Annotated in this window: 10 protein-coding genes and 1 tRNA gene; 9 read left to right on the forward strand and 2 right to left on the reverse strand. The window is 62.0% G+C overall.

Annotation, left to right across the window (positions count from 1 at the left end):
- Positions 1-49 precede the first annotated feature (49 nt).
- From ACK5NW_RS11165 to lon, 8 genes are all read left to right on the forward strand, one after another.
- Positions 50-625: a YceI family protein gene (locus ACK5NW_RS11165; RefSeq protein ID WP_416928030.1), complete on the forward strand. Its 576-nt coding sequence runs from the start codon at positions 50-52 to the stop codon at positions 623-625.
- Between the two features lie 272 nt (positions 626-897).
- Positions 898-2055: an efflux RND transporter periplasmic adaptor subunit gene (locus ACK5NW_RS11170; RefSeq protein WP_416928075.1), complete on the forward strand. Its 1158-nt coding sequence runs from the start codon at positions 898-900 to the stop codon at positions 2053-2055.
- Positions 2056-2064: 9 nt separating this feature from the next.
- The gene (locus ACK5NW_RS11175; protein ID WP_416928032.1) at positions 2065-5319 is read left to right on the forward strand and encodes an efflux RND transporter permease subunit; all 3255 of its coding nucleotides are present in this window, start codon (positions 2065-2067) and stop codon (positions 5317-5319) included.
- A 119-nt stretch (positions 5320-5438) separates the two neighbouring features.
- Positions 5439-5525: transfer RNA gene (locus ACK5NW_RS11180), tRNA-Leu, on the forward strand.
- Positions 5526-5554: 29 nt separating this feature from the next.
- Positions 5555-6871, forward strand: a complete 1317-nt coding sequence (gene tig, locus ACK5NW_RS11185) for a trigger factor (RefSeq protein ID WP_416928034.1) — start codon at positions 5555-5557, stop codon at positions 6869-6871.
- Positions 6872-6957: 86 nt separating this feature from the next.
- Positions 6958-7569, forward strand: coding sequence for an ATP-dependent Clp endopeptidase proteolytic subunit ClpP (clpP, locus tag ACK5NW_RS11190; protein ID WP_416928036.1), 612 nt, complete (start codon positions 6958-6960; stop codon positions 7567-7569).
- Positions 7570-7692: 123 nt separating this feature from the next.
- The gene (gene clpX / locus ACK5NW_RS11195) at positions 7693-8961 is read left to right on the forward strand and encodes an ATP-dependent Clp protease ATP-binding subunit ClpX (RefSeq protein WP_416928038.1); all 1269 of its coding nucleotides are present in this window, start codon (positions 7693-7695) and stop codon (positions 8959-8961) included.
- A 192-nt stretch (positions 8962-9153) separates the two neighbouring features.
- Positions 9154-11598 (forward strand): endopeptidase La, encoded by a 2445-nt coding sequence (gene lon, locus ACK5NW_RS11200; protein ID WP_416928040.1) that lies wholly within the window; start codon positions 9154-9156, stop codon positions 11596-11598.
- Positions 11599-11660: 62 nt separating this feature from the next.
- On the opposite strand, the gene ACK5NW_RS11205 is transcribed toward lon, so the two are convergent.
- Positions 11661-13037, reverse strand: a complete 1377-nt coding sequence (locus ACK5NW_RS11205; protein ID WP_416928042.1) for an NAD(P)/FAD-dependent oxidoreductase — start codon at positions 13035-13037, stop codon at positions 11661-11663.
- A 19-nt stretch (positions 13038-13056) separates the two neighbouring features.
- A complete protein-coding gene (locus ACK5NW_RS11210) occupies positions 13057-13839 on the reverse strand; it encodes an IclR family transcriptional regulator domain-containing protein (protein ID WP_416928044.1) in 783 nt (260 codons plus the stop codon).
- Positions 13840-13975: 136 nt separating this feature from the next.
- On the opposite strand from ACK5NW_RS11210, the gene pobA reads away from it, so the two are divergent.
- Entirely contained in the window at positions 13976-15178 is a 1203-nt protein-coding gene (pobA, locus tag ACK5NW_RS11215; RefSeq protein WP_416928046.1) for a 4-hydroxybenzoate 3-monooxygenase, read from the forward strand.
- The last annotated feature ends 2 nt before the right edge of the window (positions 15179-15180 follow it).

Consider the following 15180-nt stretch of genomic DNA (forward strand, 5'->3'; position numbering starts at 1 on the left):
CTTAAAACCGTCGCTTTTCCTCACCCCTCAACCTTGAAAGGAATTTTCCATGCGCCATGTATTCACCGCCTTGACCGCCGCTGCTGCGCTGGCCGTTGCTACCACGTCGGCCCAAGCTGCCGATTACGTCACCGAGCCAACGCACACCGCCGCCGCCTTTGAAATCAGCCACTTCGGTGCCAGCATCAACCGCGCCCGCTTCGACAAGGAAGAAGGCAAGATCCAGTTTGACGCTGCGGCCAAAACCGGCCGTGTGGAGCTGACGATCGACGTCAACTCCATCTCCAGCGGCGTGGCGCAGTTTGACAAGCACCTGAAAAGCCCCGACATCTTCGATGCCGAAAAATTTCCTACGGTGAAGTTCGTCGGCGACAAGTTCAACTTCAACGGCGACAAGGTCGCATCGGTGGATGGGCAACTCACCATCAAAGGCAAAACCCATCCGGTAACGCTCAAGGCCATTCAGTTCAACTGCTACCAAAGCCCCATGCTCAAGCGCGAAGTGTGCGGCGGCGAATTTGACGCCACCATTGACCGCACCCAGTTCGATTTGGGTTACGGCATGGGCATGGTGACCGGCAAGGACGTGCGCATCATCGCCACCGTGGAAGCCGTGCGCCAGTAAAGCGCCGCGCCCTCCGCCCCAACCCGCCGGGATCCCCTCGATCCTGGCGGGTTTTTTCATGGGCATCCGCCTCACATCCGTCTCAAGCCGTACAAGCCACAGAAGATGCCGAAATGACAAGGATTTCTTGACAGCCCAGCATCGGCTCACATAAATTACTAACCAGTCAGTCATTAATAACACTCACAGGATTTGCGGTGCAAACAAACAAAAATGGGCAATGGACTGCCAGGCGACGTGCGCTGTCTGCTGCGGCAGGCGCGGTGATGGGCATGGCAGGGGCGGCGCTGCTGGTCGGCTGCGACAAACCGCCACCGCCGCCTGAGCCGGAGCGCGCGGTCAAGCTGATCACCGTGGGGACTGAGCGCCTGACGGCCAGCCACGAATACGCCGCCGAAGTGCAGGCCCGGGTGGAATCGCGCCTGGGCTTTCGGGTGGCGGGCAAGATCACCCAGCGCGCGGCTGAAGTGGGTCAGCGCGTACGCGCCGGGCAGGTGCTGGCGCAACTGGATGCGCGCGACTACCAACTGGCTGCAGCGGCAGCGCGGGCGCAGGTCAACTCAGCCGCTACGCAACGCAATCTGGCGGCGGCTGATCTCAAGCGCTATCAGTCATTGCGCGACCAGGGTTTCATCAGCGGGGCCGAGATCGAGCGCCGCACGGCGCAGCTTCAATCTGCCCAGGCCACGCTGGAACAGGCGCAAGCGCAGTTGTCTACCCAGGGCAACCAGGCGCGCTACACCAGCTTGGTGGCCGACGCCAATGGCGTGGTGACTGGCGTGGATGCCGAGGTGGGCCAGGTGGTCGCTGCCGGCACGCCGGTGGTACGCATCGCCCAGGACGGCCCACGCGACGCGGTGTTTGCCGTGCCTGAAGACCGGGTGGGTGAAGTGCGCACGGGCCAGCCAGTGGAGGTAACCACCTGGTCGGACGATGCGCGCCTGAGCGGCACGGTGCGCGAGGTGGCCGCCAGCGCTGACCCCGTCACACGCACCTTTACCGTCAAAGTGGCCTTGGCGGGCCAAGCCCCGCCGCTGGGGGCCACGGTGCAGGTGCTGCCGGGCCGCGCCGACACAGCCGGTGTGGCAAGCGCAGCGGCCATCAAGCTGCCCACGTCAGCACTGCGCCGCGAAGGTGAAGGCTCGGCCGTGTGGGTGTTTGACCCAGACAGCAGCACCGTGCGTTTGCAGGCGGTGCAGGTGGTGGCCGCAGATGGCAACGCAGCCGTGATCGGCAGCGGCTTGCAGCCGGGCATGCAGGTGGTGACCAGCGGCGTGCATGTACTGGCACCGGGACAAAAGGTGTCGGTTTACAAGCCAAAAACAGCTTCTGAGCAGAGTAGCCAATCATTGGATGCCATAAAAAATGTAGCAACTGAAACACTGCCGATGGCTGCCGCTACATCCACCGCCCCTGCCGCTTCACGTTGAGCACGCCCCATGAGCACGCAACCTACCGCGCCCGGCCAGGGCGGCCTGGCGGCTGAGCCGAAAAGCAGTTTCAACCTCTCTCGCTGGGCGCTGGAGCACACGGCGCTGACGCGCTACCTGATGGTGGTGCTGATGGTGCTGGGCGTGGCGGCCTACTTTCAGCTTGGGCAGGACGAAGACCCGCCCTTTACTTTCCGCGTCATGGTGCTGCGCACCTACTGGCCGGGGGCCACCGCGCAGCAGGTGGCCGAGCAGGTCACCGACAAGCTGGAGCGCACGCTGCAAGAAGTGCCTTATGCGGACAAGATCCGCAGCTACTCCAAGCCGGGCGAATCGCAAATCATCTTCCAGATCAAAGACTCGTCGCCGCCCAAAGAGATACAGCAGTTGTGGTACACGGTGCGCAAAAAAGTCGGCGACATGAGTTACACCCTGCCGCAAGGTATTCAGGGGCCGTTTTTCAACGACGAATTTGGCGACGTGTACGGCGTGATCTACGCGCTGTCGGGCGATGGCTTCAGCTACGCCGAGCTGAAGGACTTTGCCGACGATGTGCGCCAGCAACTGCTGCGCGTGCAAGACGTGGCCAAGGTCGAGCTGTTTGGCGTGCAAGACGAGAAAGTGTTCGTTGAAATATCGCAACGCCGCCTGGCCCAACTGGGGCTGGATCTGAACCAGGTACTGAACCAGTTGGGCGCGCAAAACGCCATCGAATCGGCAGGCGCAGTGCAAACCCCGCTGGACGTGGTGCAGGTGCGTGTGCACGGACAGTTCAACGACGTGGCGCAACTGCGCGACATGCCGATCCGTGGTGCCACAGGCCATCAACTGCGGCTGGGCGATATTGCCGAGATCAGCCGTGGCTACGTCGACCCGCCGCAAACCAAGGTACGCGTGGACGGGCGCGAGGTGATTGCGCTGGGCGTGTCGATGGCCAAGGGCGGCGACATCATTGCGCTGGGTCAGGCGCTCAAGACCAGCAGTGCAGCGATTGAAAAAACACTGCCGCTGGGCGTGACGCTGGTGCAGGTGCAAGACCAGCCGCAGGCCGTGGCCACTTCCGTCAACGAGTTTCTGAAAGTGTTGATCGAGGCGGTGGTGATTGTGCTGGGGGTGAGTTTTTTGTCACTGGGGCTGCACAAGCGGTCTGGACACAACCCGCACCCGCTGCTGTTCTGGCGCCGCTGGACGCTGGACTGGCGTCCCGGTCTGGTGGTGGGCATCACCATCCCGCTGGTGCTGGCCATGACCTTTTTGGCCATGCAGTACTGGGGCATTGGGCTGCACAAAATTTCGCTCGGCTCGCTCATCATCGCACTCGGCCTGCTGGTGGACGACGCCATCATTGCGGTAGAGATGATGGTGCGCAAGATGGAAGAAGGCTACGACAAGTTCCGCGCCGCCACCTTCGCCTACGAGATCACCGCCATGCCCATGCTGACGGGCACGCTGATCACGGCGGCAGGCTTTCTGCCTATTGGCCTGGCCAAGTCGACCACGGGCGAATACACCTTTGCCATCTTTGCCGTGACGGTGGTGGCGCTGCTGGTGAGCTGGGTGTGCTCGGTGGTGTTTGTGCCTTATCTGGGCCAATTGCTGCTGCGCGTGCCGCCGCACGTGCTGGCCGCACGCGCCAAGGCGCTGAACAACAACGACCCGGCCGCCGCAGAAGAACCGCACGAGCTGTTCGACACCCCGTTTTACGAGCGCTTTCGCCGCACCGTGAACTGGTGCGTAGCGCACCGCTGGATCACCATTGCCGCCACCGCAGGTGTGTTCGCGCTGGGCATGGTGGGCATGGGCAAGGTGCAGCAGCAGTTTTTCCCCGATTCCAGCAGGCCAGAAATTCTGGTGGATTTGTGGTTTCCGGAAGGCACCTCGTTTGCCGCCAATGAAGAAGTGGCCAAACGCGTGGAAGCGCGCCTGGCGCAAGAAGCTGGCGTGACCAGCACCACGCTGTGGGTCGGCTCGGGCGTGCCGCGCTTTTATTTGCCGCTGGACCAGGTGTTTCCGCAAACCAACGTATCGCAGTTCATCGTACAGCCCACCGATCTGGCCGAGCGCGAGCGTCTGCGCCTGGCACTGCCCGCCATGCTGGCGCAAGAATTTCCCGAAGCGCGCGCGCGCATCAAACTGCTGCCCAGCGGGCCACCGGTGGCCTATCCAGTGCAGTTTCGCGTGATCGGGCCTGATCCGGTGCAACTGCGCACCTATGCCAATGAAGTGAAAATCGCCATGCGCGCCAGCCCCAACATGCGCGGTGTGAACGACAACTGGAACGAGGCCGTGAAGGTGGTGCGGCTGGAGGTCGACCAGGACAAAGCGCGCGTGCTGGGCGTGAGCAGCCAGTCCATCGCACAGGCGGGCCGCGTGATGCTCAGCGGCACCACCATCGGCCAGTACCGCGAGGACGACAAGCTGATCGACATCGTGCTGCGCCAGCCTTTGCCTGAGCGCGACGCCATCACCGATCTGGCCAACGCCTACTTGCCCACGGCCAGCGGCAAACCCATTCCGCTGACGCAAATCGCCCGGCCCGTGATGGCCTGGGAATACGGCGTGATGTGGCGCGAAAACCGTGAATACGCCATCACCGTGCAGGGTGACGTGATCGAGGGTCTACAAGGCGCCACCGTCACCGACGAGCTGCTGCCGCCCTTGCGCGAGCTGGAGGCGCAATGGGCACAGGCGGGCCACCCTGATTACCGCATCGAAGTGGCGGGCGCGGTGGAAGAAAGCAGCAAGGGATCCAGCTCCATCGCGGTGGGCGTACCGGCCATGCTGTTCATCACCTTCACACTGCTGATGCTGCAACTGCAAAGTTTCAGCCGCGCCATGCTGGTGTTTCTGACCGGCCCGCTGGGCATTGCGGGGGTGGCGGCTGCTCTGCTGGCGCTCAACCGGCCATTTGGCTTTGTGGCGCTGCTGGGGGTGATTGCCCTGATGGGCATGATCCAGCGTAACTCGGTCATTTTGATCGATCAGATCGAACAGGATCGCGCGCGCGGCGTGCCCGCGTGGGACGCGATTGTCGAGGCCGCCGTGCGGCGGCTGCGCCCCATCGCATTGACAGCGGCCGCTGCCGTGCTGGCCATGATTCCGCTGTCGCGCAGCGTGTTCTGGGGGCCGATGGCGGTGGCGATCATGGGCGGGCTGATCGTGGCCACGGCGCTGACGCTGCTGGCGCTGCCCGCCATGTACGCGGCGTGGTTCAGGATCAAGCGTGAAACCCCAGCAAACACTGCGGCAGAAACACCGGCGTAAAGCCAAGACCACAGGCAAGCGGCGCGTTGACGGCAGCAGGGTAAAATCTTGGGTTCGCCCAATTCCCATGGGCGGCGCAGCCTTGAGTTGACAGCCGTCCAGAACCATAGCTTTGCAGCGCGCGGGTGGCGAAATTGGTAGACGCACCAGGTTTAGGTCCTGACGCCAGCAATGGTGTGGGGGTTCGAGTCCCCCCCCGCGCACCAGATATCAACTTGAGGAACGAGAAACAACCATGGCCGTGAATGTGGAAACCCTGGAAAAGCTGGAGCGCAAGATCACGCTCACACTGCCCGTCGAAACGATCCAGAACGAAGTCGATGCCCGCCTGCGCAAGCTGGCGCGCACCGTGCGCATGGACGGTTTCCGCCCCGGCAAGGTGCCCATGAGCATCGTGGCGCAGCAATACGGCCATTCGGTGCAGTACGAGGTGATGAATGACAAGGTGGGAGAGGCTTTCTTTACCGCCGCCAACGAGGCCGAATTGCGCGTAGCGGGTCAGCCCACCATCACCGAAAAAGAAGGCGCACCTGAAGGACAGGTGAGCTTTGACGCCGTGTTCGAGGTCTTCCCCGAGGTCAAGATCGGCGATTTAACCAGCGCCGAGATCGAAAAAGTCAGCGCCGACGTGACCGACGAGGCCATCGACCGCACCATCGACATCCTGCGCAAGCAGCGCCGCAGCTTTGCCCAGCGCGCCAAAGACGCGGCGGCGGAAGAAAGCGACCGCGTGACGGTGGATTTTGCGGGCAAGATCGACGGCGAAGCATTTGACGGCGGCAAGGCCGAAGACTTTCAATTCGTGGTCGGCGAAGGCCAGATGCTGAAAGAGTTTGAGGAAGCTGTGCGCGGCATGAAGCTGGGTGAAAGCAAGACCTTCCCGCTGGCCTTCCCCGAGGACTATCACGGCAAGGACGTTGCAGACAAAACGGCCGACTTCATGGTCACCATCAAGAAGTTAGAAGCCGCCCACCTGCCCGAGGTGAACGAGCAACTGGCCAAGTCACTGGGCGTGAAAGACGGCACCGTCGAGGCGCTGCGCAACGACATCCGCAACAATTTGGCGCGCGAGGTCAAAAACCGCGTCGTGTCTCGCAACAAGCAGGCCGTGATGGACGCGCTGGCCGCCAAGGCCGAGCTGGATTTGCCCAAGGCCAGCGTGCAGGCCGAACTGAACCGCATGGTCGACAACATGCGCGCCGACCTGAAAGCGCGTGGAATGAAGGACGTGGACAAGCTGCCCATTCCCGAAGACAACTTCCGCCCACAGGCCGAGCGCCGCGTGCGCCTGGGGCTGGTACTGGCCGAGCTGGTGAAGGCGCAAAGCCTGCAAGCCAAACCCGAGCAGATTCGCGCCCAAGTGGAAGAAATGGCCGCCAGCTACGAAAAGCCTGACGAAGTGGTGCGCTATTACTACGCCGACAATAGCCGCCTGGCCGACGTGGAAGCCATGGTGTTGGAAAACAATGTCACCGACTACGTGTTGGGCCAGGCCAAAGTGACCGACAAGACCCTGGGCTTTGACGAGCTGATGGGCGAGCAGCCTGCCTGATCCTTTTCAAGGCGACCGTGATGGGGCTTGGAATCAGGCGGTTCCAGCCCCATTTGCTTGTTTGACGAGACCCCTATGGAGATTTCATGAGCGAATTTGACACCCCAAAGAATCTTGGCCTGATCCCCATGGTGATCGAGCAGTCCGGGCGCGGCGAGCGGTCTTACGACATTTACTCACGCCTGCTGCGCGAGCGCGTGGTGTTTTTGGTCGGCGAGGTCAACGACCAAACCGCCAACCTGGTGGTCGCGCAACTGCTGTTTCTGGAAAGCGAAAACCCCGACAAAGACATTTCGCTGTACATCAACTCACCCGGCGGCAGTGTCACGGCCGGCATGTCGATCTACGACACCATGCAGTTCATCAAACCCGACGTATCCACCATGTGCTTAGGCTTTGCCGCCAGCATGGGCGCTTTTTTACTGGCCGCCGGTGCCAAGGGCAAACGCTACAGCCTGCCCAACAGCAAGATCATGATCCACCAGGTGCTGGGCGGCGCGCGCGGGCAAGCCACCGACATCGAAATCCATGCCCGCGACATCTTGCGCACCAAAGAGCAGATGAACCGCATCCTGGCCGAGCGCACGGGGCAAGATTACGAAAAAGTGCAGCGCGACACCGAGCGCGACTATTTCATGACCGCCGACGAAGCCAAGGATTACGGCCTGGTCGATCAGGTGATCGCCCAGCGCCCCTGATGCAAAGGCCAGCGCATCGGCACCCACCCTGCCCCGCCGCCGTTGGCTGATGACAACGGCGTGCGGTGGCAGTGCCTGCATGATTGGTTATCATGCGCCGATCCATGTTGAAAATGCAAACTAATGGCCGATAAAAAGGGTTCTTCTTCCAGCGAAAAAGCGCTCTACTGCTCGTTTTGCGGCAAGAGCCAGCACGAGGTGAAAAAGCTGATCGCCGGTCCCTCGGTGTTCATCTGCGACGAGTGCATCGACCTGTGCAACGACATCATTCGCGAGGAAGTGCCTGCGGAGTCGGCCGCAGGCGACAGCAAGAGCGATCTGCCCACCCCGGCCGACATCAAGGCCAACCTCGACAACTACGTCATCGGGCAAGAAAAAGCCAAGCGCACGCTGGCCGTGGCGGTGTACAACCACTACAAGCGCCTGAAACACAAAGATGACGCCAAAGGCGGCGATGTCGAGCTGGCCAAAAGCAACATCTTGCTGATCGGCCCCACCGGCTCGGGCAAAACACTGCTGGCGCAAACGCTGGCACGCCAGCTCGACGTGCCTTTCGTCATGGCCGACGCCACCACGCTGACCGAAGCCGGTTACGTGGGCGAAGACGTCGAAAACATCATCAGCAAGCTGCTGCAAAGCTGCAACTACGACGTCGAGCGCGCTCAACGCGGCATCATCTACATCGACGAAATCGACAAGATCAGCCGCAAGGCCGACAACCCCAGCATCACGCGTGATGTGTCGGGCGAAGGCGTGCAGCAGGCGCTGCTCAAGTTGATCGAGGGCACCATGGCCAGCATTCCGCCACAGGGCGGGCGCAAGCATCCCAATCAGGATTTTTTGCAGATCGACACCACCAACATCCTGTTCATCTGCGGCGGCGCGTTTGCCGGGCTGGAAAAGGTGATCGAGGCGCGCACCGAATCATCGGGCATTGGGTTTGGCGCTGCGGTGCGCAGCAAGCAGCAGCGTTCGCTGACCGAGGTGTTCCACGAAGTGGAGCCGGAAGACCTGATCAAGTTCGGCATCATCCCCGAGCTGATCGGCCGCATGCCGGTGGTCGCCACGCTGGCCGAGCTGACCGAAGACGCGCTGGTGCAAATTCTGACCGAACCCAAGAACGCGCTGGTCAAGCAATATGGCCGCTTGCTGCAACTCGAAGGCGTGGAGCTGGAAATTCGCCTCTCGGCCCTCAAGGCCATCGCGCGCAAGGCACTGGCGCGCAAAACCGGCGCACGCGGTTTGCGCTCCATTTTGGAGCAGGCGCTGATCGACACCATGTACGACCTGCCGCATACCGCCAATGTGGCCAAGGTGGTGGTGGATGAAACTACCATCGACGACAACCAGCCCCCGCTGCTGGTGTACCGCGAAGCCGCCAAAAAGGCTTGAATTTCATATGCAAAACCAGCTTTACCGCTGGTACACAAAGCGTAAGAAGCTATATTTTTGATAGCATCAACCCGCTGTACGTGTCTTATACGGCGTTTTCATCCTGACCCACCGGCATATCCGTCTGTGGTCGTGGTTGAAAATGTGGCTGTGAGGCCTTATCTGGCCTAACTTGATACCCAAGGATTGCACATGTCCGCCACCACTCCCCTGCCTGCTATACCGATCGACCTGCCCATGCTGCCCTTGCGCGATGTGGTGGTATTTCCGCACATGGTGATCCCGCTGTTTGTGGGCCGTCCCAAGAGCATCAAGGCACTGGAAGCGGCCATGATTGCCGACCGGCGCATCATGCTGGTGGCGCAAAAAACCGCCGCCAAGGACGAACCCGCCGTGGGCGACATGTTCGAGGTAGGCTGCGTGTCCACCATCTTGCAAATGCTCAAGCTGCCCGACGGCACGGTGAAGGTGCTGGTCGAAGGCCAGCAGCGTGCCACCGTTACCCACATCGAAGACGGCGAAACCCATTTTCAAGCCACCGTGACCCCGCTGGAAGTGGATGCGGATGCGGCCCAAACGCCCGAGGTCGAGGCCCTGCGCCGCGCCGTGATGCAGCAGTTTGACCAGTACGTCAAACTCAACAAGAAAATCCCGCCCGAAATCCTGACCTCGATCACCAGCATTGACGAGCCTGGCCGCCTGGCCGACACCATTGCCGCCCACCTGCCGCTCAAGCTGGAAAGCAAGCAGCAAGTGCTGGATTTGGTCGACGTGAAGGGGCGGCTGGAGAACCTGTTCGAGCAGCTCGAGCGCGAGGTCGACATCCTCAACGTCGACAAGAGAATCCGCGGCCGCGTCAAGCGCCAGATGGAGAAAAACCAGCGCGACTTTTACCTGAATGAACAGGTTAAGGCCATTCAAAAAGAGCTGGGCGAAGGCGAAGAAGGCGCGGATATTGAAGAGATCGAGAAAAAAATCAAGGCCGCCCGCATGCCCAAAGACGCGCGCAAGAAGGCCGAGGGCGAGCTGAAAAAACTCAAACTGATGTCGCCCATGTCGGCCGAGGCCACCGTGGTGCGCAACTACATCGACGTGCTGGTGGGCCTGCCCTGGAGCAAGAAGACCAAGATCAAGCACGACCTGGGCTTTGCCGAAGGCGTGCTGAACGAAGACCACTACGGGCTGGAAAAGGTCAAGGACCGCATCCTCGAATACCTGGCCGTGCAGCAGCGCGTGGACAAAGTCAAGGCCCCCATCCTGTGTCTGGTCGGGCCACCGGGCGTGGGCAAGACTTCGCTCGGCCAGTCGGTGGCCAAGGCCACTGGCCGCAAATACGTGCGCATGGCTCTGGGCGGCATGCGCGACGAGGCCGAAATTCGCGGTCACCGCCGCACCTACATCGGTGCCATGCCGGGCAAAGTGCTGCAAAGCCTGAACAAGGTCGGCACGCGCAACCCGCTGTTTTTGCTGGACGAGATTGACAAGCTGGGCATGGACTTTCGGGGCGACCCGTCCAGCGCCCTGCTGGAAGTGCTCGACCCAGAGCAAAACCATACCTTTGGCGACCACTACGTCGAGGTCGATTTCGATTTATCAGACGTGATGTTCGTGGCCACCAGCAACTCGATGAACATCCCCCCTGCCCTGCTGGACCGCATGGAGGTGATTCGCCTGTCGGGCTACACCGAGGACGAAAAAACCAATATCGCCATCAAATACCTGCTGCCCAAGCAGATGAAAAACAACGGTGTCAAAGACGAAGAACTGGCCGTGGCCGAAGACGCGGTGCGCGACATCGTGCGCTACTACACGCGCGAAGCGGGTGTGCGATCGCTGGAGCGCGAGCTGTCCAAAATTTGCCGTAAAGTGGTTAAAGGTTTGCAGCTCAAGCAGATGAAAGTGCAGGTCAAGGTCACGTCCGACAACCTGAACGATTTTCTGGGCGTGCGCAAGTTCACCTACGGTCGGGCCGAGCAGCAAAACCAGGTGGGGCAGGTGGTTGGTCTGGCCTGGACTGAGGTGGGGGGCGATCTGCTCACCATCGAAGCGGCCACCATGCCCGGCAAAGGCAACGTGCAACGCACCGGCCAGTTGGGCGACGTGATGAAGGAATCGGTCGAGGCCGCACGCACCGTGGTGCGCTCACGCGCCCGCAGTCTGGGCATCAAGGACGAAGTGTTCGAGAAAAAAGACGTGCACATCCACGTGCCCGACGGTGCCACGCCCAAGGACGGCCCCAGCGCCGGCGCGGCCATGACCTGCGCCATCGTCTCGGCACTCACCGGCATTCCCGTGCGCGGCGATGTCGCCATGACGGGCGAGATCACCCTGCGCGGCGAAGTCACGGCCATTGGCGGCCTGAAAGAAAAGCTGCTGGCCGCTTTGCGCGGCGGCATCAAAACCGTGCTGATTCCTGAAGAAAACGCCAAGGATTTGCAGGAAATTCCGGCCAACGTGCAAAAGGGTTTGAAGATCATCCCCGTCAAGTGGATCGACAAGGTGCTTGAAATCGCCCTGGAACGCCAGCCCGTGCCCCTGACCGAAGACGAAGCGGTGGCGGGCGGCGTTAGTGTTGAAGCACCTGCTGCGCCCGCCAAAAAAACAACCGGCGAACGCCGGGGAGCCACCAAGCACTAAAGGCACCCCAAACACTCAAGGGCCAAGGGCCAGCCACCAACCCGCCCGGTGCCCATCACTCATCATGCCGCCAGCTTTTTAAGCACCCCTTGTGCGGCGCGCACCCCGCTGGCCAAGCTGGCAGTGAGCAGGTAGCCGCCAGTGGGGGCTTCCCAGTCCAGCATTTCGCCAGCACAAAACACGCCGGGGCAGGCGCGCAGTTCCAGATCCGGCGTCAGCGCTGACCAACGTACGCCGCCTGCGGTGCTGATGGCTTCTTGCGCGGGCCGCGCCGCATGCAAGGTGATGGGCAAGGCAGCAATGGCTTGCGCCAGAACCGCAGGGTCTTTCAGTTGATCCGGCGTCAACACCTCATGCAGCAGCGCGATGTGCACGGCGCTCAGGCCCAGGCGGCTTTTCAAGTGCGACGACAGGCTGCGGCTGCCGCGCGGATGGGTCACGGCGGCCAACACTTGGGCCGCTGTGCGGTCGGGCAGCAGGTTGAGGTGCATGGTGGCACGGCCCGTGCGTCCGATCTCGTCGCGTAACCAGCGGCTGGCGGCATAAATCAGACTACCTTCGACACCAGTGGCCGTCAGCACGAATTCACCACGCCGCACAAAGCGCTGGCTCAGGCTGTCCACGAACGACAGCACCACGTTCTTCAGTGGCTGACCTGCAAAGCGTTCGACCAGATAAGGTGACCAGCCGACGCGCGCCGTGCCATCGGGCAAGCAGCGTCCACTGACGTCAAAGCCGCAGTTGGCAGCCACCAGCGGTGCAATGTCTACACCCGCTTGTGCCAGCCACGGCACCCAGGCCCCGTCCGAACCCAATCGTGGCCAACTGGCACCGCCCAGCGCCAGAACCACTGCCGCTGCTTGCCGGTGCACGGATCCGGTCGCCTGCTCAAAGACGAATTGGCTTGTAATGCCTGAAGAATTAGCATGATCAGCGACTGGATCAGTCCCACCGCCTGCTTTCCACCCCACCCAGCGGTGCCGCATGTGAAAGCGCACCGGCGCTGCACATGGCGGCGCACCGTGCGCCTGTGGATTGCGCAGCCGGTGCAGCCAGGCGCGCAACAACGGGGCCGCTTTCATCTCGACAGGGAACACCCGGCCTGAAGTGCCCACAAAAGTCTGCACCCCCAGCCCTGCGGCCCAGTCACGCACCGCTTGCGGCCCAAAGCGGTGCAGCCAGTCACCCACCACCGCGCAGGTCGGATCGTCCGTGTACGCGCCAAAGCGGGCGATGAACGGTGCCAGCGGCTCGGAATGGGTCAGGTTCAAGCCCCCACGTCCGGCCAACAAAAACTTGCGTCCGGCTGAAGGCATGGCATCGAATACGTCGACCAATACGCCCGCATGCGACAGCACCTCGGCCGCCATCAACCCGGCCGGGCCAGCACCAATGACCAAGACTTTGGATGATGCAGCGTGTGCGAAAGAAGCGTTCATGCAGCGTGTCCGGTGATGACTACAGTTGTGCACGCATCTGCCGCGCAGCTTCTTGCAAATGCGGCAGCAGGGTACGTTGAAAATCGGCAGGGTCAACCACTGTGCCGGTCGCCACGGCGTTCAGCGCCGCCACCACGCGACCTTGCATGTCGCGCAGTGGCACAGCCAGCGCCTGCACGCCCAGTTCATGTTGGTCGGCGGCAAAACACCAGTCTTGCTGGCGCACTTGCGCAATGATTTTTTTGAGTGCGCTGGCCGTGGTGATGGTTTGGCCCGTCAACCGGGGCAGCGGATGGCGTGCCAGCCAGGCGCGCAACTCTGTACTGCTCAGCCCCGCCAGCAGCACCCGGCCTGTGGAGGTGGCGTGGGCGGGTAGCCGTGCGCCCAGGTGCAGGCCCTGAGCAGACAGTTCCGCCGCCTGCTGCGCGGGTGCGCTGTGCACCAGGCCACGCGCGACGATCACCCCTTCAGCGCCATCCAACACCACCACCGACAGCCCTTGCCGCGTGGCCAACGCCAATTGGTTGAGCATGGGTTGCACCAGTCGCGGCAGCCGCGCGGTGGCCAGATAGCTGCCGGAAAAGCGCAGTACCTTGGGCGACAGCCAGAAATAGCGCCCGTCGCTTTCCAGATAGCCCAGGTGCGCCAGCGTGAGCAGGTGACGGCGTGCGGCCGCGCGCGTCAGCCCGGCGCGCTGCGCGGCCAAGGTGGCGTTCAAGCGCTGGCGCTGGGTGTCAAAGCTTTCCAGCACGGCCATGCCCTTGGCCATGCCTGCAATGAAATCGGCGTCAGCAATTGGCATACACGGCATTCATCATTTGCGCGATCATCGCACACACTGAGCGATGATCGCGCAAAAGCTGCAAACCTCGCTGTTCAAGCGTGGGCCGTTTGCCTATCGTGATGACTTGATTCCAACCACCCAACGGAGACAACACATGAAAACCCAGGTTGCCATCATCGGCGCAGGCCCGGCCGGTCTGCTGCTCGGCCAATTGCTGCACACCGCAGGCATCGACAACATCATTTTGGAACACCGCAGCGCCGAACACGTGCTGAGCCGCATTCGCGCGGGCGTGCTGGAACAAGTGGCACTCGATTTGCTGGACATCGCAGGCGTGGGCCAGCGCGCGCATGCCGAAGGCTTGCCACACGATGGCATCGAGCTGCTGTTTCAGGGCCAACGCCACCGCATCGATTTGCACCAACTGTCGGGCGGCCAGCGCGTGACGGTGTATGGCCAAACCGAAGTCACCCACGATTTGATGCAAGCCCGCGCAGGCGCTGGCCTGACCACGGTATACGACGCCAAAGACGTGCAGCTGCAAGGCATTGAAAGCCCCTCTCCCACAGTGCATTACGTCAAAGACGGTCAGGCGCAGACGCTGCAATGCGACTTCATCGCCGGCTGCGACGGCTACCACGGAGTGAGCCGCCGCACCATTCCCCCATCAGTGCTGCGCCGTTACGAACGTGTTTATCCTTTCGGCTGGCTGGGCGTGTTGGCCGATGTGCCGCCGGTATCGCACGAGTTGATTTACGCCAACACACCGCGCGGCTTTGCGTTGTGCAGCATGCGCAGCAAAACCCGCAGCCGTTATTACCTGCAAGTGCCCGACGGCACACGGGTCGAAGACTGGAGCGACCAGCATTTCTGGGATGAGCTGCGCCTGCGACTGGACGCCGAAGCCGCCCAGCGCCTGGTCACCGGCCCTTCGATTGAAAAAAGCATTGCCCCGCTGCGCAGCTTTGTGGCCGAGCCAATGCGCCACGGTCGCCTGTTTCTGGCCGGCGATGCGGCGCACATCGTGCCGCCCACGGGGGCCAAGGGCTTGAATCTGGCCGCATCCGACGTGGGCTTTTTGTTCGACGCCCTGATCGAGCATTACCGCGAAGGCAGCAGCCTGGGCATTGACCATTACTCTGAGCGCTGCCTGCGCCGCGTCTGGCGGGCCGAGCGCTTTTCGTGGTGGTTCACATCCCTGATGCACCGCTTTCCTGAAACCGGTGAGTTTGGCCAGAAGATTCAGGAAGCCGAGTTGGGCTATCTGGTCGAATCGCACGCCGCCTCGACGGCACTGGCCGAAAATTACGTCGGCCTGCCCATGGAATTGCTGGCGCATGCGCGGCAGGTTGGCTGATG

Source organism: Ottowia sp., from assembly GCF_047975795.1.
Lineage (GTDB): Bacteria > Pseudomonadota > Gammaproteobacteria > Burkholderiales > Burkholderiaceae_C > Ottowia.

Bases quoted from the DNA above. Each gene is read 5' to 3' on its own strand.
- ACK5NW_RS11165 (WP_416928030.1), top strand. From the start codon at position 50: ATGCGCCATGTATTCACCGCCTTGACCGCCGCTGCTGCGCTGGCCGTT.
- ACK5NW_RS11170 (WP_416928075.1), top strand. From the start codon at position 898: ATGGCAGGGGCGGCGCTGCTGGTCGGCTGCGACAAACCGCCACCGCCG.
- ACK5NW_RS11175 (WP_416928032.1), top strand. From the start codon at position 2,065: ATGAGCACGCAACCTACCGCGCCCGGCCAGGGCGGCCTGGCGGCTGAG.
- tig (WP_416928034.1), top strand. From the start codon at position 5,555: ATGGCCGTGAATGTGGAAACCCTGGAAAAGCTGGAGCGCAAGATCACG.
- clpP (WP_416928036.1), top strand. From the start codon at position 6,958: ATGAGCGAATTTGACACCCCAAAGAATCTTGGCCTGATCCCCATGGTG.
- clpX (WP_416928038.1), top strand. From the start codon at position 7,693: ATGGCCGATAAAAAGGGTTCTTCTTCCAGCGAAAAAGCGCTCTACTGC.
- lon (WP_416928040.1), top strand. From the start codon at position 9,154: ATGTCCGCCACCACTCCCCTGCCTGCTATACCGATCGACCTGCCCATG.
- ACK5NW_RS11205 (WP_416928042.1), bottom strand. From the start codon at position 13,037: ATGAACGCTTCTTTCGCACACGCTGCATCATCCAAAGTCTTGGTCATT.
- ACK5NW_RS11210 (WP_416928044.1), bottom strand. From the start codon at position 13,839: ATGCCAATTGCTGACGCCGATTTCATTGCAGGCATGGCCAAGGGCATG.
- pobA (WP_416928046.1), top strand. From the start codon at position 13,976: ATGAAAACCCAGGTTGCCATCATCGGCGCAGGCCCGGCCGGTCTGCTG.